14 protein-coding genes and 1 tRNA gene are annotated in these 19,852 nt (G+C 57.0%); 8 read left to right on the top strand and 7 right to left on the bottom strand.

Features of this window, described 5'->3' with window-relative positions; all coding sequences use genetic code 11:
• Positions 1-239: 239 nt before the first annotated feature.
• On the top strand, positions 240-2,498 hold the full coding sequence (locus PVT68_RS10400) for a TonB-dependent receptor (protein ID WP_280317779.1): 2,259 nt from the start codon (positions 240-242) through the stop codon (positions 2,496-2,498).
• Between the two features lie 136 nt (positions 2,499-2,634).
• Positions 2,635-2,711, top strand: a tRNA-Arg gene (locus PVT68_RS10405).
• Between the two features lie 578 nt (positions 2,712-3,289).
• Here the strand turns inward: PVT68_RS10405 and PVT68_RS10410 are convergent.
• The 6 genes from PVT68_RS10410 to PVT68_RS10435 form a co-directional block, all read right to left on the bottom strand.
• On the bottom strand, positions 3,290-3,685 hold the full coding sequence (locus tag PVT68_RS10410) for an MAPEG family protein (protein WP_280317780.1): 396 nt from the start codon (positions 3,683-3,685) through the stop codon (positions 3,290-3,292).
• A gap of 136 nt (positions 3,686-3,821) precedes the next feature.
• Positions 3,822-4,136, bottom strand: a complete 315-nt coding sequence (locus tag PVT68_RS10415) for a hypothetical protein (RefSeq protein ID WP_280317782.1) — start codon at positions 4,134-4,136, stop codon at positions 3,822-3,824.
• Between the two features lie 67 nt (positions 4,137-4,203).
• A complete protein-coding gene (locus PVT68_RS10420) occupies positions 4,204-4,545 on the bottom strand; it encodes a hypothetical protein (protein ID WP_280317784.1) in 342 nt (113 codons plus the stop codon).
• Positions 4,546-4,710: 165 nt separating this feature from the next.
• A complete protein-coding gene (locus PVT68_RS10425) occupies positions 4,711-5,070 on the bottom strand; it encodes a hypothetical protein (RefSeq protein WP_280317787.1) in 360 nt (119 codons plus the stop codon).
• A gap of 395 nt (positions 5,071-5,465) precedes the next feature.
• A complete protein-coding gene (locus PVT68_RS10430; protein ID WP_280317789.1) occupies positions 5,466-6,455 on the bottom strand; it encodes an NADP-dependent oxidoreductase in 990 nt (329 codons plus the stop codon).
• A gap of 196 nt (positions 6,456-6,651) precedes the next feature.
• Complete coding sequence (locus PVT68_RS10435; protein ID WP_280317791.1) at positions 6,652-7,707, bottom strand: AraC family transcriptional regulator; 1,056 nt, start codon at positions 7,705-7,707, stop codon at positions 6,652-6,654.
• Positions 7,708-8,293: 586 nt separating this feature from the next.
• Between PVT68_RS10435 and roxB the strand changes: the two genes are divergently transcribed.
• The 5 genes from roxB (at position 8,294) to PVT68_RS10460 (ending at position 16,796) form a co-directional block, all read left to right on the top strand.
• A complete protein-coding gene (roxB, locus tag PVT68_RS10440) occupies positions 8,294-10,276 on the top strand; it encodes a rubber dioxygenase RoxB (protein WP_280317792.1) in 1,983 nt (660 codons plus the stop codon).
• Between the two features lie 360 nt (positions 10,277-10,636).
• On the top strand, positions 10,637-12,460 hold the full coding sequence (locus PVT68_RS10445) for a DUF3604 domain-containing protein (protein WP_280317794.1): 1,824 nt from the start codon (positions 10,637-10,639) through the stop codon (positions 12,458-12,460).
• 26 nt (positions 12,461-12,486) lie between these two features.
• Positions 12,487-13,410, top strand: coding sequence for a peptidyl-prolyl cis-trans isomerase (locus PVT68_RS10450; protein ID WP_280317795.1), 924 nt, complete (start codon positions 12,487-12,489; stop codon positions 13,408-13,410).
• Positions 13,407-14,396, top strand: a complete 990-nt coding sequence (locus tag PVT68_RS10455) for a HupE/UreJ family protein (RefSeq protein WP_280317797.1) — start codon at positions 13,407-13,409, stop codon at positions 14,394-14,396. The genes PVT68_RS10450 and PVT68_RS10455 overlap by 4 nt, the downstream gene beginning before the upstream one ends.
• 150 nt (positions 14,397-14,546) lie before the next feature.
• The gene (locus PVT68_RS10460; RefSeq protein ID WP_280317799.1) at positions 14,547-16,796 is read left to right on the top strand and encodes a TonB-dependent receptor; all 2,250 of its coding nucleotides are present in this window, start codon (positions 14,547-14,549) and stop codon (positions 16,794-16,796) included.
• A gap of 247 nt (positions 16,797-17,043) precedes the next feature.
• Here the strand turns inward: PVT68_RS10460 and PVT68_RS10465 are convergent, their stop codons facing one another.
• Positions 17,044-18,735 (bottom strand): alkaline phosphatase D family protein, encoded by a 1,692-nt coding sequence (locus tag PVT68_RS10465; RefSeq protein WP_280317800.1) that lies wholly within the window; start codon positions 18,733-18,735, stop codon positions 17,044-17,046.
• A 292-nt stretch (positions 18,736-19,027) separates the two neighbouring features.
• Between PVT68_RS10465 and PVT68_RS10470 the strand changes: the two genes are divergently transcribed.
• A complete protein-coding gene (locus tag PVT68_RS10470; protein ID WP_280317802.1) occupies positions 19,028-19,627 on the top strand; it encodes a CAP domain-containing protein in 600 nt (199 codons plus the stop codon).
• Positions 19,628-19,852: the final 225 nt, after the last annotated feature.

Raw genomic sequence — 19,852 nt, forward strand, 5'->3', positions numbered from 1 at the left:
ATGGCGCCAATATCCACAAAAATTCCCTGATCGAACTCTTTATCCGGCGGTGCCGCCAATTTCTGACAGTTTGGTCAGCTTTTGGCACATTTCATGCTGAACTGCTGACAGATCCAGCAGATCTGCGATCGCGCGCGTCTCATCCGCCCGCACCTGCAGGCAGGGGCAATCGCCGCTGGACCTGGCCTGAGTCGTTGTAAATGGCCTGCAACCCAAACCATTCACAAGGTGACAGAACAATGAGCCGCTCCACTTCACAACCCCAACGACCCAGCTCCCGGATCCGATCTCCGCTCAGCCTGGCCATCGCCCTCGCCAGCAGCGCCATGACGCCGGCACTGCTGCACGCGAACCAGCTGGAGGAAGTCACCGTCGTGGCGGAGAAACGCAGCGAGAGCCTGCAGGATCTGTCGCAGGCGGTGACCGCCATGTCCAGCAGCGACCTGGAGACCAAGGGCATCGAATCTTTCGTCGATCTGAGTGGTGTGGCGCCCGGGGTGACCGTGGCCAAGAACGAAGGCTACAAGACCGTCATCTCCATCCGCGGGGTGGGTAATGAGGCCAACCAGAACGCCATTGCCAACCCGTCGGTGTCCTACCACATGGACGGCATTTACGTGGCCTCCCCCTTTGCGCTGCAGACCGACTTTATCGATGTCGAGCGCATCGAGGTGTTGCGCGGCCCCCAGGGCACCCTGTTCGGCCAGAACTCCACCGGCGGCGCCATCAATGTGATCAGCCGCGCCCCCTCTACCGAGGTATTCACTGCCAAGGTGGACACCACCTTCGGCAGTTACAACCTGCAGAAGCTGCGCGCCTCGGTCAACGTGCCGCTGTCGGAGTCCATCGCCATGCGCACCTCGGTCACCAGCGCCACCCGCGACGGCTTCTCCAAGAATGTACTGAACGGGCAGGAACTGGACGACATGGACAATCTCAGCCTGCGCACCGACTGGCTGTTCAATCTCAGCGACAGCACCAGCCTGCGGGTCTTCGGCCAGGCGTTTGACGAGGACGCCAACGGCGCGGCCATCAAGGGGATCGACGACCCCACCCCGGACGCCCGCGAACTGGCGCAGGACACCCGCTCCAAGTACACCCTCGAATCCCGCATTGTCGGCGGTATTCTGGAATCCGACCTCGGTGCGGTCACCGTCAAATCCCTCGCCAGCTGGCAGAAGGACGACATCCTGGTGGTGCGTGACAACGACCGCCATTCCTACGCAGTGAACCCCGAGTACACCATCAGTGCGTTCGACCCGGAAACCTCGGTGGTGGAAACCAAGACTTTCGAAATCAACATGATTTCCAATGAGCCACTGTTCGATAAAGTCGACTGGATCGTCGGTGCCTTCTATCTGGATACCGAACTGGAAAACCATATCCGCGAGGAGCTGGATGCCAACGGCAACGGCGTGCTCGACGGTTACGCGGAGTCCTTCCCGGCGGTGTTTGACGGCGATGCGGGCTTCATCTCCGACGCCTTCCCCACCCGCGAGTCCCTGTCGCTCTATGGCCAGACCACCTTTTACGCCAGCGATACCACCCGCCTGATCACCGGCCTGCGCTACACCGAGGACGAGGTCTACAGCGAAGTGTCCAACTTTTTCGTACCTTCGCCGGATATCATCGAGGCCGAGACCGATGTGGTCACCGGCCGTCTGGCCCTGGAACAGGACCTGGGCAATGACGCCATGGTGTACGGTTCCTACACCCGCGGTTTCAAACCCGGCGGCAGCAACCTCACCTACGGCAGCAGCGACGACGGCTCCCCCGCACTGGTGGATCCCACCTTCAAGGACGAGACCATCGACGCCTTCGAACTGGGTGTGAAAGCCGAAATGCTCGGCGGCCTGCTGCGCACCAACCTGGCCTCCTTCTATTACATCTACGAGAACCTGCAATTCCAGGCCACCGACCCGGACATCTTCCAGGGCGGCGTGGCCAATATTCCCGAGTCGGAGATCTACGGCACCGAGCTGGAAGTGACCGCCCTGCTCGGCAGCGCCTGGTTACTGGACCTCAAGCTGGCGGCAATCGAATCCGAGATCACCTCCGACTTCGACGCGCTGGACAACGTGGCCGTGAGCGGCACCTTCTTTGGCGACGAACTGCTGCGCTACAACAGCCGCGAAAATGTAAAAGGCAAGGAACTGGCCAAGACCCCCGGCGTCACCGCCGACCTCAGCCTGCAGTACAGCAACACCTTCGCATCCGGCACCGCCTTTACCGGCACCCTGCAGTACACCTACCGCGGCAGCTTCAGCCAGCGCATCTTCGAAAATCCGGCGGTGGACAAGGTGCCGGCCTACAACCTGGTCAACGCCGTTGCCGCCTTCGACCTGCCCAACAGCTGGGGCTTCGACCTGATGGCCATGAACCTGTTTGACGAGGACGGCGTCAACTCGCGCATGAGCGACGTCTTCGGCGTCAACGCCACCGGCGAAGAACTCATCCCGCCCCGCCAGCTGATGGCCCGCGCGCGCTACCAGTTCTAATCTCAGAACCTGTGCCAATCCGCCCCGACAAGGCGGATTGGCACAAAACTCAAATCCCTGCTTTGCCCCATCCCGGGGCTTCTGTATAATCCGCGTCCGCGCCGGGGTAATGTAACCCCTTGATTCGGCGCCAGTTCCGCCCGTAGCTCAGCTGGATAGAGCGTTGCCCTCCGGAGGCAAAGGTCAGAGGTTCGAATCCTCTCGGGCGGGCCATATAAAAGAAAAGGCCACCCAACGGGTGGCCTTTTCTTTTATATCGTCCCAAGCCCCAGGGCTTCGCCCAATTCCCAGGTTCGACTCGGAGGCGCAATGCGCCGGAGAGCAGCGACCGAAGGGAGCTAATCCTCTCGGGTGACCTTGCTCATATATCACCCCAAGCCCCCAGGGCTTCGCCCAACTCCCAGATTCAACACGAAGACGCAAAGCGCCCGAAAGCAGTATCGCTATTTACGCATCGCCCCGGAAATCGCAACCAATAGACACAACACGATCACAGCAGCGACACCAAACCAGATACCCAAGCGACGGTTTCCCACCTGTTCCCGCTCGATATTTTCCAATAACTGAACCAACTCAGATTCTGACAAGGGCCCACAATGGGGACATTTTTCATTGTCTTCACGTACATACTGAAGCCCACATCGATCACAAACGTCGGTTAACTTTTCATGTCGCAACGCTGCGGCCTTCGCCCCCAGCCCACCAATATTCATCTTCGATCTCGCTTACACAGAAATACCAATGCAGACTTGCCGTATTCGGACGTTTTTCGCAAAAAAACAATCCGCAACCTACATCGAAGTAAGCAACTGCCAAGCCACCGCAACCTGTGCAAAAAATCCCGCAATGAACGCCAAGGTACGAACCCACGGGATTCCGAGGGCGTAGGAAATGGCATGCACCACCCGCGCCCAGAAATACACAACGCATGCCGTTACGGTTACGGAGTTACTGATACCAGCGGCCTGTGCAATAAGAACCAAAATGGCAAAGATCACCAGGTTCTCTATGGCATTAACATGTGCTTTTTGCAGGCGGACCGCCCACGGCGACTGAGGTTTGGGGGCAGCGGGATAACCCACCGTGTCGAACAACCCCCAGACAGCAAACCGGTTAAGAATGTACGGAGCCCACAACACAGCCGTAAAGATGGTAACGAGCGTCAAGTAATAAAGTTCACTATTCATAACTCTTCCTCCTTTTTTTGGTTGGATTTGGGTGTCGCTATCTACAGCCCGACACTGACCTCGGGGTGCACTCGTAACTATGTGCTCCTCCCCCCAAGTTTATACGCTACTACACTCTATATATGCCTCTACTATTTCAAACGTTGACGCTGGCATATATTGACTGGATCGCAACATAAAGGCAGGATGCCACGCAAATTACAGCTATCCAGCCGTCGCTGAGAAACCCGAAATAGCTACCAGCGGCTGCCACAGCGATTGTCATTCCTGCAATGAACGACGATCTTCCGATTTTGACGGCCAACTCGGGAATTTCCCTCATTCCACTTTCTTTCCAGCCCGCTATCAGATCATATTTCTTTTTTACGCCAATCGCATAGGAAAAAGCCATTAGTGGAAACACACCGAGAAGTAACAACAAAATGGGTAACATCTGGGATTGATCATTCATACTTACACTCCTGTTACTACTGATACCTATGCGGTCTTACTCATAAAAATAAAATGAACTCTACATATTATTTTTCCTGATTGATTGACCTCAGGCCAATAAAGAGCAACCTGAAACTTTCAAGAATAAAGTAAACAACGATTGCATAGGCCCAACCAAACAATACTCCTAACAGCCGGGGGGCACCGTCTCGCCGGGAGAGCTCCGCTAAAATTTCTTGATCGGGGGCATAATTGATCGAATAGGTCCAGAAAATATAGGTTGATCCGGCAATCAATATCCAGCCGCCAAAGAACAGCAATCCAAGCCGAAAATACCACGTATATTGACGGAGGAAAATAAAGGAAATCGCCAGCACCATTGCCGGCGCAAGACTGATTGCACTCCGGGTCAATTCATACAGACTCATATTTCAACGTGACTTAACCCGCTTTCGCACGCACCTAATAGTTAGCAATTGATTTTACACTCGAAGTCATTTGGTGAAAAACGACTTCTCTCAGTTAGATGGCGGCGCGTGTAAAAGCGAGTTAGGTTCCTAGCCTTGTCGCTCGGCCTTGTTATCTTTTCCTACTTATGGCTTGTAGGTTTCGCACCTATGAATCAACCACTCGCTGCCTGTTTTCGGATGAATGCTAACAAGCGACTGCCCTCGGAGCTCCCATTTATATGAGCCCGTATACTCAACACCATCGTAGATAAAGATATATTCAATTTCTATTTTATTTTCTTCCGGCAAGGTGACTTTCAGAAGATCCATTTTTTCTTCGTAGCCGTAAATTACATTTTCACGAATGTGCACGATTGAGTCTGTGGCCGCTTTGCCGTACTCACAATGTCTATCCCAAGTACCCCAGTACTCTTCCGGGATACTATTGTTCGCACCATGTCCATACAAAGAAACGAATGTAAGTAAAACGACCAAATATTTCACTGAACGATGACTCCTTATTAAAGATAACAATTTATTAAAGTCCCTCCGGCTCACTATCAACTTGGCTACTATTTACCGGTGGCGAAATTTGAGATCAAGGACAAAACTTTTTAAAAACAACCCCTTACCGATCCTATATCTATCTTGAACCAGTATTAACAAGCCAAAAGCTTAAGTCGCCTGAATAAACATCGGTCGCTTGAGATTATTAGACACATCAATAAAGTCAACGACTTACCGTTCACATCCAGTAAATAGAAGCCTTCGGCGCATTCATTCAGCGATTCGCGCCTGACATTCGCGGCTTTTACGGGATACCAATATATTTGCCGCAAAAAAAAAAGCCCCACCAATCGGCAGGGCTTTAGTACCAAAGAGCTAATCGCTCTCAGTTTTCAGAGCTTGACCAGCAGCTTGCCCTGGTTGCCGCCACCAAACAGCAGGTTGATGCCGTCGATAGCGCTTTCCAGACCCTCAAGAACGTGGGTACGGTAACGGATCTGTCCGTTCTGAACATACCGGGTCAGGGCCTCGGTGGCTTCCTGGGCTTTGTCCAGATGATCCGGCACTACGAAACCTTCAATTCGCAGTCCTTTGAGATTGATGTCCATCCAGTTCGGGCCCGGTGCGGGTTTTTCCAGGTTGTACTCGGAAATCATACCGCACAGGATGATGCGACCGAAGCGGTTCATACGCTCGTAGGCGAGCTGCTGAATCGGGCCGCCGGTGTTTTCGAAGAACAGGTCGATGCCGTTCGGGCAGGCAGCGTCGAGCTCGGCGGCGAGGTCGTTGGACTTGTAGTTGATGGCCTTGTCGAAGCCCAGTTCCTCTTCCAGCCAGCGGCACTTTTCGTCGCTGCCCGCGGTGCCTACAACACGCAGTCCTTCCGCCTTGGCGATCTGGCCCACCAGTGAACCGACGGAGCCCGCGGCGCCGCTGATCAGGATGGTTTCTCCTGCCTGCGGGCGGCCGATCTTGATCAGGCCGATATAAGCCGTCATGCCGGTGACGAAGAATACGGACAGCAGCGCTTCCGGGTCGAGGGAGGCATCGACCACCTGCATCTCCTCATTGCCGAGCACGTATTCCGCCCAGCCGGTGGTGCCGATGACCCGCGCCCCTACCGGGTACGCGGCATTGCGGGACTCGACCACTTCACCCACACCGTAGGAGCGCATCACTTCGCCGATCTGCACCGGCGGAATGTAGCTGTCTTCCCGTGCGTTGAGCCAGGTGCGCATGGCGGGATCCAGGGACATGTAGGTCTGCTTGACCAGGAACTGGCCTTCTTCCAGTGCCGGGGTTTCCAGTTCTACGGTTTCGAAGATATCCGATGTGATATCGCCGCTCGGGCGCTTGGTCAGTTGAATAGCTTTATAGGTCATACAACACTCTTTGCTGGACTGCTTGGCAATAGATTAGATCGTCTTGCCACTGCCCGCGGCACTATAGGAGCCGGGTCAATGGTTTGCCGCATTGTCCTCACAAAGCCATGGTGCGCATTTGTCATATTGCGCAAATAATTTGTCAATTCACGCCAAGCTGATTGTTTTCGAGTGGGCCGTTTTTTGCCGTGCAGCGCTAACGCAGCCAGGATGGACGCCGGCGCTCGCGCACCGGCTTTTTGGCTCCGGTGGACTTGCTGTTGGCTTCACGCCATTGACGGGGGCTCATGCCAAACCAGCGCTGGAAGGCTTTGGAAAATGTCGCCAGATCGGCGTAGCCGAGCAGTCCCGCCAGCTGGGTCAGACTGATATCGGACTCTTTCAGGTAGCGGGTGGCCTCGGCCTGGCGGGTTTCGTTCAGCAGCGCCTGAAAACTCGTGCCCTCTTCCATCAGCATTCGCTGCAGGGAGCGTGTGCCGAGCATCATGTAATTGGCGACATAATTGAGAGAAACCTTGCCGTTCGGCAGCAGGCTGCGCAGCAGTTGGCCGACGAACGCGGGCAATTCCTTTGGGGCAAGCTCATCCAGTTTATCGATATGCGCCTGCATCAGGGCGTGAAGGGCCGGATCGGCATCGCTCAGCGGCGCTTCCAGCAGGGCTGCATCAAAAACCCAGGCGTTTCTGTCGCTGTTGAAGTCGGGCGTAATATTCAATAGTCGCGCGTAAGTGCGCGCGGGGGCTCCAGCGGCAGTCTGCAGGTAGAGCGCCCGCGGGGCCCAATGGCGTCCCAACAACATTTTCAACAACTGCCAGCCCACTGCCACACCGTGCTCAATGACCTGTCGGGAGGGGATGCCTTCGCGGAGAACCGGGGTGTAGTCGAGAATGACCAGCCGGTTGTGGACTTCCATCTGCACGGCACCGCTGCTGGAGTGCAGGTGATAGTAGCGCGCAAGCTCGGCCAGGGATTCTCCCACGGTATTGGCGTTCTTCACCAGATACAGGAGCTGACCAAAAACCGCGGTGCCCTGGCGCAGCCCCAGCTCCAGTCCGAACAGTGGGTGACCGGATTCTCGCGCACAATCGTCCAGTAGCATTGCCATGCGCTGGAAAGAAATCATGTTGTCCGGATGCGTGAGGGTGTCGCCGGGGAGACCTGCCCGTTGCAGCATTCCCCGCGGGTCGAGCCCCACTTCGCGACAGGCCTCATCAAACATCACCAGTGATGAGGCCTTGGAAAATTCTTCCATCCGTGAACCCTGATTACCTCTTTATCAAGCAGTCCGACTACCGCGGCCCCTAAAGTGCCGGCAGTTATCCTTGGTGTGGCGGGAAAATGCAAATAATGACGGCATCTGACAACGAATGCTTCCAGCAGAAGAGAGTGTAGTTTCCAGCCGATATGCCCCTGTCCATGGGCCGCCCGTCGCAGTTTTCTTCCCAAAATCATCACACCCCAGGCCAATTCGTCCATTCCGACGAAGCCCCCCGCCACGAAACGGAATACTGTCAGCACAGCTCCAATTATAAAAATGACAATCCGTCCACAAACATTTTTTTGCCGACGCATCCGCGGCGGCGATCCATGGCAGTTCCTGAATTCGGTGGTAGACCTGCCAATTTAAAAGCGATGAAAAAGGAGAGCCAAATGCCATGTTGGAGCCAATCAGTAGAATAATCGCGGGGTACCCGCGCACGTATACAGCCTCGATAAAAACAGCCCTGTTCTCATCGATTCTCACCTGTTGTTCCTTAGAATCTGTTGCCTATACCGGTACAGATACAGAGTATGAAGATCCCTACTACGACCCCAGCGCGTATTCCACACCACACGGTGTGTACAACCGCCCCGCCGATTACGATCCCAATGCGCTGCTCGGTAGCAGCAATGGGGGCTGGGCAGTATGGGATTTCTGTTATGGCAAACCGGATGAGGCCGAGCTGCCTGAAGATCCCCGCGCACTGGTGCAGGAAGGCATCAGCGATGGCCGCGCAGTGCACTTCAATGCCTATTACAAGAACTGCCACTTGGACCCGGAAGCGGTGCGCGAAGTGGGTGCCGCCACTACCTGTGGTGAATTGCGCGAGCGCTTCGACCGGGGCGAGCGCCTGCTGACTGGCGGCTCACCGGGTGTCGGCGCGCTGTTTGCGGGTACCGATCCTTACACCATCGAAGCCGCGCTGGGTATTTCGACGCTGCTACCGAGCCAGTACAACGACCTGTGGAAATCCTGGGGCGGCTACGTATCGAAACCCACTAACTTTGACCAGTTGGTGGCCGAGCGTTACGGCTCGGTGTTACCGGCAGAGCGCAATCCCTACCCACTGAAAGGGGAAAACCCCAATCTCACCAACGGCGGCTCCGGCCAGTTACCGCTGATGTTTACACAAATGCGCTATCCCGACGGCACCTGGACCGGCCGCATTGGCGTGACCTGCCATGCTTGCCACAGTGGTGCGGTGGACGGTAAACCGACTCTCGGTGGCGGCAGCTCGCTGGCGGACCTGGACCTGTTCCTGCGCGACGGGCTGCCTCAGGGCTACCTCGCCTCCGTGGCTACCCTCGCCAACCTGAGCCACACCCGCGGCACCAACAATGCCAGCGATGTGAATCTGGCGTTTCTCTTCCCGGACCAGGGTCTCTATTCCGCTCGGGATGCAGTGGACCTGATCACCTCCGGCTCCACCGCCAGTATGGATACCCCGGCGTGGTGGAATCTGGGGCACCGCCCGGTGAAGTTTGTCGATGGCATGTTCCCGGCGGATGCACCGCGTATCGACCAGGTGTTCTACACCCCCTTCTTCGGCCTGTTCGGCGAGATCCTCGGTCCTCTGAGCGACGCCGGCCAGAAATACATGCGCGACAATGGCCCGCCCATCAATGCCTGGATCGAAACCCTCAAGGCACCGAAATATCCCGGCACTATCGATACCGCGCTGGCGGAGGAAGGTGCGGTGCTGTTCCACGAGCTGGATATGTGGGCACCGGAGCGCAACAACACAGTGCGCCGCCCCGAGGGCAACGGCAGCTGCGCCGGCTGTCACGGCGCCTATGCACCGCGCTACGTGAACGACCCCGAATACCTCGCCAGTCCGGTACTGGAAGGCATGGCCTCCTACATTGTTCCGCAGGAAATCATCGGTACCGATGCGGTGCGCTGGAAAACCAACAACGAGGGTATGCAGCGCGCTGGCTCGGTGAATTTCTTCGGCTATCCGCCCACCAAGGGCACGGACCAGGATTGTGGCCCGCAGAACCAGGAGCGCCTGCGTGGCGATCGCGAGCTGGGTTACCTGGCACCACCGCTCTACGGGGTGTGGGCGAGCGCGCCGTACATGCACAACGGCTCGATTCCGAACGTGTGGGAAATTCTCAAACCGTCGGAGCGCGAACCGCTGTGGCGCCGGCAATCCAACAATAAGCTGTCCAACCCCTGGTACAACAATGGCAACGTACTGATGGGTTACGACACCAAACTGGATACCGCCTATGACGCAACCAAAATGGGCTGGAAGTACGATGCCATCGACTGCGAGTGGCGCTCGTTCTGGAATCCGTCGGTATCACCGTTCCGCACCTGCGACCCCAACGACAAGCATGCAACGCCGCTGGCGCAGGAGATTCTGGATGACATTTACGGAAATCTGATTTTGACCTGGAATGTTTTCTTCCCGCCGACGCTGACCATGCGACAGATGGAAGATCGCAAGATCTACAACACCCTGCTGTTCAGCCATGGCAATGAAGGCCACGAGTTCAACAGTGTGCTGACCGACCACGAGCGGCTGGCAATTATTGAATATCTCAAGACCCTGTAAGCGACCGTTAAAAAAGCCACACCCGTGCGCACAGGTGTGGCTTTTTTATCGGCAATACTTCGTTTCATCACAAATCTGTCCCTGATTTTTTCCAAATTGCAACGGCGCCTTAACGTGCAAAAAAATGCGCGCGACAATGCACAACCATGTATATGGCCTGGTCTACACGACACAAAAACAGCATAGCGTTCTGGTAAACGGGCGTTGAGCGCCTTCTGGACTTCTGACCGCGGGTTACACAATTCCCTGCCAGTGAATGCCGAATAACTACTACAGCTCCGGGCGCAAGGCGCCCAATGCAACGCACTCCGTCTCGCACCAACTATTCTTCCCTGTACCAAAGATCACAGGTGTCTGATTGTGCACAGTTCCAGTTTGCCCGCGCTGTATTGCGCCACGTTATTCGCCGTTCTCGGTTTTGGCTCGCACGCCGCCTTTGCCGAAACGCCCGCCGGTGTCAAACAAAACCCGCTCAAGGATGCCTACTTCGGCGAAACTCACGTGCACACCGGTGTTTCCATGGATGCTTTTATTGCCGGCACCAGGCTGACACCGGATGACGCCTACCGTTTTGCCAGGGGTGAAGAGATGAAGGTCAATGGCAGCATGCACAAAATCCAGCGCCCGCTGGATTTCTGTGCCGTCACCGACCACGCCGAATTTATTGGTGAGGCCTACAGCCTGATGAATCCGGGCGCGCCGGGCTACGACGATCCGGTGGCCAAGCAGTTTCGCGAAGCGACAGATTTGAAAACCGCCCTTGGCCTGTATGCGAAATATGTACTGACGCCACTCGCCACAGGGAAAGATCCACACCCGCCCTTTTTCCAGGGTGTGGAAGCCATCAAATCCAGCTGGAAAAAAAATATCGAAGCGACCGAAAAACACTATCAACCTGGCAAGTTCACCACCATCCACGCCTATGAATGGACCTCGGCGCCCGGTGGGGGCAATTTGCATCGAAACGTTTTCTTCCGCGACAGCAATGTTCCGGATATGCCATTTTCCGCCAACGACGGACCCGACCCGGAACAACTTTGGAAGTGGATGCAAGCCCAGCGGGATGAAGGCAAGAAGGTGTTCGCCGTCCCACACAACTCGAACGAAAGCAAGGGGCTGCTTTTCACCGAAACCACCCTCGCTGGAAAGCCCATCACCAAGAACTATGTAGAAACCCGGGCCAGTATGGAACCGTTGATCGAAATGATGCAGATCAAGGGTAACTCGGAAGTTGTGCCCAATTTCTGGCCCAACGACGAATTCGCCAACTTTGAAAATGCGGTTACCCTGCAGGACTACAACGACCGCAAATTCAAGAAAGAGAACTTCGTGCGCTACGGCCTCACCCGCGGTCTCAAATACAAGCAAGATCTCGGTACCAACCCATTCAAGTACGGATTTGTCGGCGGCACCGACAGCCACAATGGCACTCCCAGCAACGTCGCGGAGGACAATTACTCCGTGGGGAGCCACGGACTGGCCGATCGCACCGCGGAAGATCGCGCCAACAATGTACTCGAAGGGGAAATGTTGGTGGCCGATCTCAATCCCGGCGCCATTGCCGGCGTCTGGGCCACATCCAATACCCGCGGCGCCATCTGGGATGGCATGCTGGCGAAAGAAACCTTTGCCACCAGTGGTCCGCGAATGAAAGTGCGCGCCTTTGCCGGCCAGGGATTTGCGCCCAGCTACAACTCCTATGAGAAACTGGTGAAGGATGGCTACGCCAAGGGTGTGCCCATGGGCGGTGATTACACTGGCGACAAGGCGCCGCAGATTCTGGTGTGGGCGGTAAAAGACCCCATCGGCCCGAACCTGGATCGCATCCAGATCATCAAGGGCTGGGTGGAAGATGGCGAGATGAAGGACACCATCTACAATGTGGTCGCGTCCGGCGAGCGCCTGCAGAATGACGGCAGCGTCACCCCCATTGATGCGCCCATCAACCTGAAAACCGGCCAGTTCAATACGCAAAAAGGCAGCCCTGAGCTTATGGGCATATGGACCGACCCGGACTACGATCCCAAGCAGCACGCTTACTATTATGTGCGCGTCCTGCAACTGCCGACCGCGCGCTGGTCACTGTACGATGAAATCCGCAAAGGTGTGAAATTCCCGGAGCGTGTGCAGAAACAGATTGTCGAACGGGCCTGGGGTTCACCCATCTGGCACGAGCCAAAATAGTCGAGCGCGAGGAATAATAATTGCCCATGCTCCTGCGATTGCTCCGCGAGCCATTTATTCACTTCGTCGCGCTTGGTGCGGTCATTTTTGCCGCATACACCTGGATAAACAGAAATGCGCCCGACAGCGAAAGTGCAAATGCGGATAATCGTATTGTCATCGACCAGCAGGAGCTCGATCACCTGATCAGCCTGTGGAAACTGCAGTGGAAGCGGGAACCCGATGCCGGTGAGTTGCAGGCAATCATCGATCGCCACCTGCGCCAGGAAGTGTTCTATCGCGAAGCCCTGCGTATGAATCTGGATCACAACGATCAGATCATCAAGAAACGTCTCGCGCAAAAAATGGAAGCGGTTGCCATCGATCTGGGCAACCTGATGCAACCGCCCACCGATGAGCGGCTCCGGGAATACTTCCTGAGCCACGAGGACCTGTTCACACTGCCACAGTCCTTTGCCCTACAACAGGTGCTGTTTCTGCCGCAGGAAATGGACACCGTACAGGTGCAGGCACAGCTGTCTTCCCTGCGCGACGGCGCCGATTTTCCTGAAAGCCGCATAAACAAGCTCTCGCTCGACAACCACTGGCCGTTGACGTCACTCAGTGAACTCGACAGCGCGTTCGGCGGAGACTTCGCATCGGCACTGGCTAACTTGCCTGTGGGCAAATGGTCCGGGCCAATCCGCTCCGGATTCGGCTGGCACCTGGTGTATATCGAAACCAACCAGCCGCCGGCAATGCCTCAATTCGCGCAGGTAAAAGACTTCGTAGCGCGCCAGTACGAATACGAGTCGGGACTGGAAGCCCAGGACCGCGTCTTCAACGAGTTACTCGCTGGCTACCAGGTAGAAATCACAGCGGAACGGATACCCGGCAATCTCAAGCCGGTAACCACGACTTCCGCAATCAACACCCCAGCAAGCAAACCAGTCACTTTCGCCGAGCCATGAAAAACATACTCGCTGGCCTGCTCGCCCTCACCTGGCTCGGGTTGGCCGTCGCCAGTAACGCCCATGAAATCCGGCCCGCCTATCTGCAGATCGAGGAAACGGCGACACACAGCTACGGTCTACTATGGAAGGTGCCGCGCCGCGGCATGTCGGCGGTAGACATCCAGCCACGTTTCGCTGACGGCTTTGAGCTGAAAGGGGGCCGTGAAACCCTGCTCGATGGCTATGTGGTGTACCACTATCGGTTAAGCGGACAGGGCGGGCTTCCGGGCACAACGCTCAGCATCCGCAACCTCACCCAGACCACAATTGATGTACTGGTGAACCTGAGAACGCTTAATGGAGAACAGCAGACCTTCCTCCTGCGCCCCTCCGCCAACCAGATCGCCATCCCGCGCGCCCCGGGCAAATGGCAGATAGTGAATACTTACACTGCGCTCGGTATGGAGCATATATGGCTCGGTATCGACCACCTGCTGTTTGTGCTGGCGCTGATCATGCTGACCCGTGGATTCGCCAGTATCGTCAAAACCATAACCGCCTTCACCCTCGCCCACAGCATCACGCTCGGGCTCGCAACTCTCGGCTACGTGAGAGTGCCCGCTCCGCCGGTGGAGGCCATTATTGCACTCAGTATCCTGTACCTGGCGCTGGAAATACTGCGCGGCATCAATGGCCAGAAAACGCTGACCGGGCAGATGCCGTGGCTGGTAGCGTTTACCTTTGGCCTGCTCCACGGCTTTGGTTTTGCCGGCGCGCTAACCGAAATCGGCTTGCCTCAGGCAGATATCCCACTGGCGCTGGCGGCATTCAATATCGGGGTGGAATTGGGGCAACTGGTGTTTGTCGGCGCCGTCCTGCTGCTGATTTACATACTCCGATACAAAACGCACTGGCCCATCAGTGCACGTAAAATTCCGCCCTATACCATCGGCGCGGTCAGTGCTTTCTGGGTAATCGAGCGCGTTGCAGCGTTCGCCACTTGACGCCCACCCCTCGCCTTCCAGCAGAAATACTGTGTCGCCGGTTCGCCAGAGGGCGATCAGCAGCGGCTGTCGCCATTCGGTAATAACACCGTATTAGTTCATCGCTAGCATCCAGCACATATATCTACTCAGAAAAGCGCTGGAGTCCCCATGAACCGAAACAAGAAACCGAATTTTCCTCTTTCCACCCTGGCCTGTGTTATTTCCGCTTTCGCCCTGCAGGCTCAGGCACAGCAAAACACACAACTGGAGGAAGTGATCGTCACGGCGCAGAAGCGCACACAGGCGATCCAGGATGTGCCGCTGACCGTCAGCAGCCTGGATGGCGATACCCTGAATGAACTGGGTATCGATCGCTTCGACAGCCTGTCTGACCTGGTTCCGGGTCTTGTGGTGCAGCAGCAGAGCGTGAACAACAACGGTTATGTGATCCGCGGTATCACCTCCGACGACGGCAGCGCGCCGGGGGCGGCGCGGGTGTCGGTGTACCTGAACGGCACCGATGTTTCCCGCTCGCGCACTTCCTATTTCGAGGTGTACGACATGGAGCGCATCGAGGTGGTGAAGGGCCCACAGGCCACCCTGTTCGGTACGGCCGCTTCCATCGGTGCGATGAGCTTTATTACCGCCAGGCCGCAGCAGGAATTTGCCTCGTCTCTAACCGTGGGCGCCGGCAATTTCGAACTGCGCAAGCTGGAGGGGATGCTGACCGGCGGCAATGAAACCGTTCAGGGCCGCCTGGCGTTCGTCACCCGCGAGCGCGCGGGCTATGTGGAAAACACCAGCGGCGAGGCGGACCTGAACGGCTACGAGCGCGAGGCCATTCGTCCCAGTCTGCGATTCACCCCCAGCGACGACCTCACCATCGACCTTGTCTACAACTACGACAAGGCCAGTGACCCGGGCACGGCTTTTGTCAGCCAGGACGTTCTGTTTACCGATAACGCCGCGCTGAGCGTACCGGACAACAATGTGCTGGGCATGAACGATATCGGCGTGGAGCGCACGGTGAAGGATTTCAATGCGACCCTGAGCTGGGAACTGGGCAACGAGCTGTCGCTCACCTATATCGGCGCGCAGCGGGAACACGATTCTCTGGAAGCCTTTGATGCGGACGGCACCGGTTTCGAGATGCTGAACTTTTCCGAACTGGCCAGCGGCGACCAGTCCAGCCACGAGCTGCGCCTGAACTTCAGCGGCGAGCGTATCAATGGCTTTGTGGGTGCGAGCTATTTCGAGGAAGACGCGACGCAGTTTGTCGGCTTTGCCACCGAAGAGGGGACTTTCCTCAGCTGCGCGGGTGCGCTCTCGGGTATCGGTATTACGGGTTGCAACGCAGACAGCACCGCGCTGCTGACTGGCGGCACCCTCACTGCGCTGGCCTACGAAAGCTATTACGCTAACGGCGCCGACAACAGCAGCCTCAATCTGTTTGTCGATGTCTCTTACCAAGTGACCCCGCAACTGGAAGCCACCGTGGGCGCCCGTCTGGTGCGCGAGAAGCGTGAATCCAGTTACACCAGTGCCCTGCCGGTTTCCCAGATCCGGGCTTCCCAGGGGATGATGACTGACCTGTTCTTTGGCCTGGCCCTCAACACCGACGGCGAGATGATCCGCGGGGACTCCGATAATTCCGCAGTGCTGCCGCGCTTCAACCTGCTGTATACCCTGAACGACAACGTGAACCTGTACGGCACCCTCTCCAAAGGTGAGCGCTCGGAGGTGATCGACATGTCGTCCGGACTCGAAAACCTGATTCCGGCGGAAGAGATCGACAACTACGAACTGGGTATCAAGGGCCGCCTCGCGGGCACACCACTGGATTATGCGGTGGCCGCCTTCTACCAGAACTACGATAACTTCCAGGTGAATGTGGTCGACCAGGACAGCGGCCAGACCCGCACGGAAAATGCCGGTTCTGCCACCAACACCGGCCTCGAGGCGGAACTGCGCTGGAGTGCCACGGAAAACCTGCAGCTGCTGGCGAATATGGCCTACATCGATGCGGGTATCGACGATGATTCCGGCAACGGTACCTACGCCGGCAACCAGTTCCGCCTGCAGCCGGAGCTGACCGGTGCCCTCAGCTATCTCTATGAAACAGCCATCAGCAACAGCCTGCTGTTTACCAGCAGCGGCAGCTGGAGTTATCGCTCTTCGGTGTACTTCGACATCGCCAACCAGTTTGAGGAAGACGCGGTAGACCTGCTCAACCTGCGCGCCGGTATCGCCGCCAGCGACCGCAACTGGGCACTGACCCTGGCAGCCAGCAATCTGCTGGACGAGGAGTACATCATGGATGCGGGCAATACCGGTTCTTCCTTCGGCTACCCCACCTATATCCAGGGTGCGCCGCGTACCTTGAGCCTGGAGTTCAGCAAGCGCTTCGGGGCGTTTTGATCCCGAGCCAGAGCGAAACCGGTAACAGTAAGCCAGCGCATCTATGCACTGGCTTACTTATTCACAGACTGCCAAAACCGATTGGGCAAAAACACTTTATCCACAAGTTTTTTGCCCACAGCTTCTCGGGACAGACCTGTGCATATCTACTGGATATCCCGACGCAGCCCAGCAACCGCGTCCATCTCGTGGCCGCGGTCGAAATTGCGTCACTTTTACTGCACCCACCGAATTCACACCAGCCAATTCACACCAGGCGATGCACGATGCGGTGGCTATCCACGGCAACAAACTCGGGGCTGTCGATGTTATCCACAAAGTTCCACTCGGCTTCCACCCCATCGCGACGGAAGGTCAGCGCCATATAGCCACGCTGGTGCAGGTTGCAGTATTGCAGCTCGTCCACCAGTACCGGCATGCCCGCAGCCAGCTCGGTCGCGGCTTTCCCGTTCAGCTTCAGATAGGTTTCCATACCCGGCGAGGTCACACTCGGGGTCGCGAACTCCACCCCCACCATGTCTCCCCTGACGTCGTGCAGGTGGGAGTACCAGGCGTTGTGGGTATCCCCCGCCACCACCACCAGGTTTTTGCCCAGACCTTTTACCTGTTCGTACACAGCTTCGCGCTCTACCGCATAGCCATCCCAGGCATCGAGGTTGTAGGGCACTACCTTTTCCAGGCGTGCGCGCTGTTGGTCAGTGATCGGCTTGCCCTGCAAACTGGCCGCCTTGAGACCGATCAATTCTGCGGTGAGGTCCGGACTACCGCCCCGGTGAAAGCTGTTCATCATTTCTGTCGGCAGCAACATCTTGCCCATCAACACCTGCTGACCCAGTAATTGCCAGTGGCCGGTGGACGCGCTGAGGGTTTCCTGTAGCCACTGCAGTTGCGGTTTGCCCAGCAGCGAACGGGCGGGATCTGCCAGGGCGGCAGAGAAGGCATGACCGTCGAAATTGCCTTCGCGGTCCATAAAGCTCTGGAAATCAATTTGCTGATCGCGACCAACCACCCGGGTATCCAGCATATGCAGGTCCAGCAGGTCGCCGAAACTGAAGCTGCGGTAGATCTGTGGATTGCGCTCGCCCATGGGCGGGCGGATCGGCAGCCACTCGTAATAGGCCTGCACGGCGGCGACGCGGCGGGCAAAGAAGTCACCTTCGTCAGCACTGTGATTCTGCGCGCCGGCCTTCCAGGTATCGTTCGCGATTTCGTGGTCGTCCCACACCGCAATAAACGGCGCAGCGGCGTGCAGTGCCTGTAATCCCTGGTCCGTGCGGTAGAGGGCGTAGCGCTTGCGGTAATCGGTGAGGGTATAGAGTTCGCCGCGGTTATCTTCCGGCAGCGCGCGGTCAATTTCCGCAGAGCGCTCTGTAGCGTAACCACCCTGTTCGTACTCGTAGATGTAATCACCGAGATGCAACACCGCATCCCAATCGCCCCGGTCGGCGGCCAGCTGATACGCATTGAAATAACCCGCCGGGTAGTTGGAGCAGGAGAATACCGCGAGCTTCAGCTGTTCTATGCCCGCTTCCGGCAATGTCTTGGTGCGCCCTACCGGGCTCTGCTCGCTGGCGCCAATAAAGCGGTAGTAATACGCAGTGTTTGGCTGCAGTCCCTGCACGTCGACCTTGACCGTGTAATCCCGCGCGAGATCGGTTTCCGCGCCACCGCGGCGGACGATCTCGCTGAATTCAAGATCGCTGGAGAGCTCCCAGGTCACCCGCGTCGGCCCGGTGGGCTCAGTGCCCGCTGCCGGTGTCGCGCGGGTCCACAGGATCACCGCGTCCTGCTGCGGGTCGCCACTGGCTACGCCGTGCTCGAACGCCACCTCGGAGGGCAATTGCGGCCGGGTCATGGCCTGCAATGGTGTGGAGACGGCCACGCCGCCGGCAGCCGCGAGTGCGGTCTGGATGAAATTGCGTCGGGTAAATTGGCGCATCCCCTGATCCCCCCTGGTAATTGAGTTTGACCACTCAGCCTAGGGAAAAGTTATGACAGGAAAACGAACATACATTTAACTTCGCTGATTACTGGCCACTGCATTACCTGGCCCCCGGCGCATGTTCGCGGCCAGACCATCAACCGACAGGTACGCCAGCTTGGTGGCAGCGGCTACTTGAAGTCCTTGTGAACGTGGATCCGGCCATGTACGGCAATACCATTTGCCAAATGGCCAATTCCACCGGGAGGACGATCCTGTGAAAACCTCATTCAGCATACGGGCAGGTTTAATGGCAATCGCCATCTGTCTGAGCGCTCACACCTCAGCTGCCAGCGAGCCTGAATGCGGTGCGCCAGGGGAATGCCTGGCGCTGGACCTGCACAACCAGGTGCGCAAAGACCTGAACGCCGGACGCCTTCCCAACAGCCCACAACCCAGCCCGCCAGTGGCCATGCTGGTCTACGACCGGGCACTCGCGCGCACCGCTTACCAGTGGTCCGCTACCCAGTGCAGCGGGCGGCGAGGGCACAATGACCAGCGGCGCGCGCACTTTATCGCCAACGGCGGCAACCCGGCGCACCCCTGGGTGGGAGAAAACCTCTATTTCGCCAGCGAGTCACTTTCCGACACCGACGCCCTCACCCGCGCCGTCGCCGCCTGGGCAACAGAAGCGAGGGACTATCGCTACCAACCCTTTAAGGTGATGAAGACCGGCCATTACAGCCAGCTAATCTGGAATACGATCGATACGATTGAAAACGGCAAGAAGGTACCGCGCGCGGTCGGCTGTGGAGTCTACCGCTGTGAAAAAGGCCGCTACCGAACCATCGTGACCTGCAACTATGCCCCGGGCGGCAATATTCACGGTGTAGTGCCCTACCGTATATAAACAGGCAATATTTCATCCCCGCGAATCTAACGGGGGCTTGCTATCCGAGTTCTATTTTTACCTAGCAATATTACGGAGCCATAGAGCCGAACTTGGGCACAACACCTGAATTCACAGTGCGAATTTTCCCAGCCAATTTATCCTGGGTCTTTACTTGATACTCGCAAAAGACGCACTATTATCGCTTCCGACAACGCCAATAAATAAAACAAAAGGCAATTGAGA

The sequence above is a fragment of the Microbulbifer bruguierae genome, from assembly GCF_029869925.1.
In the GTDB taxonomy this organism is placed as follows: Bacteria; Pseudomonadota; Gammaproteobacteria; order Pseudomonadales; family Cellvibrionaceae; genus Microbulbifer; species Microbulbifer bruguierae.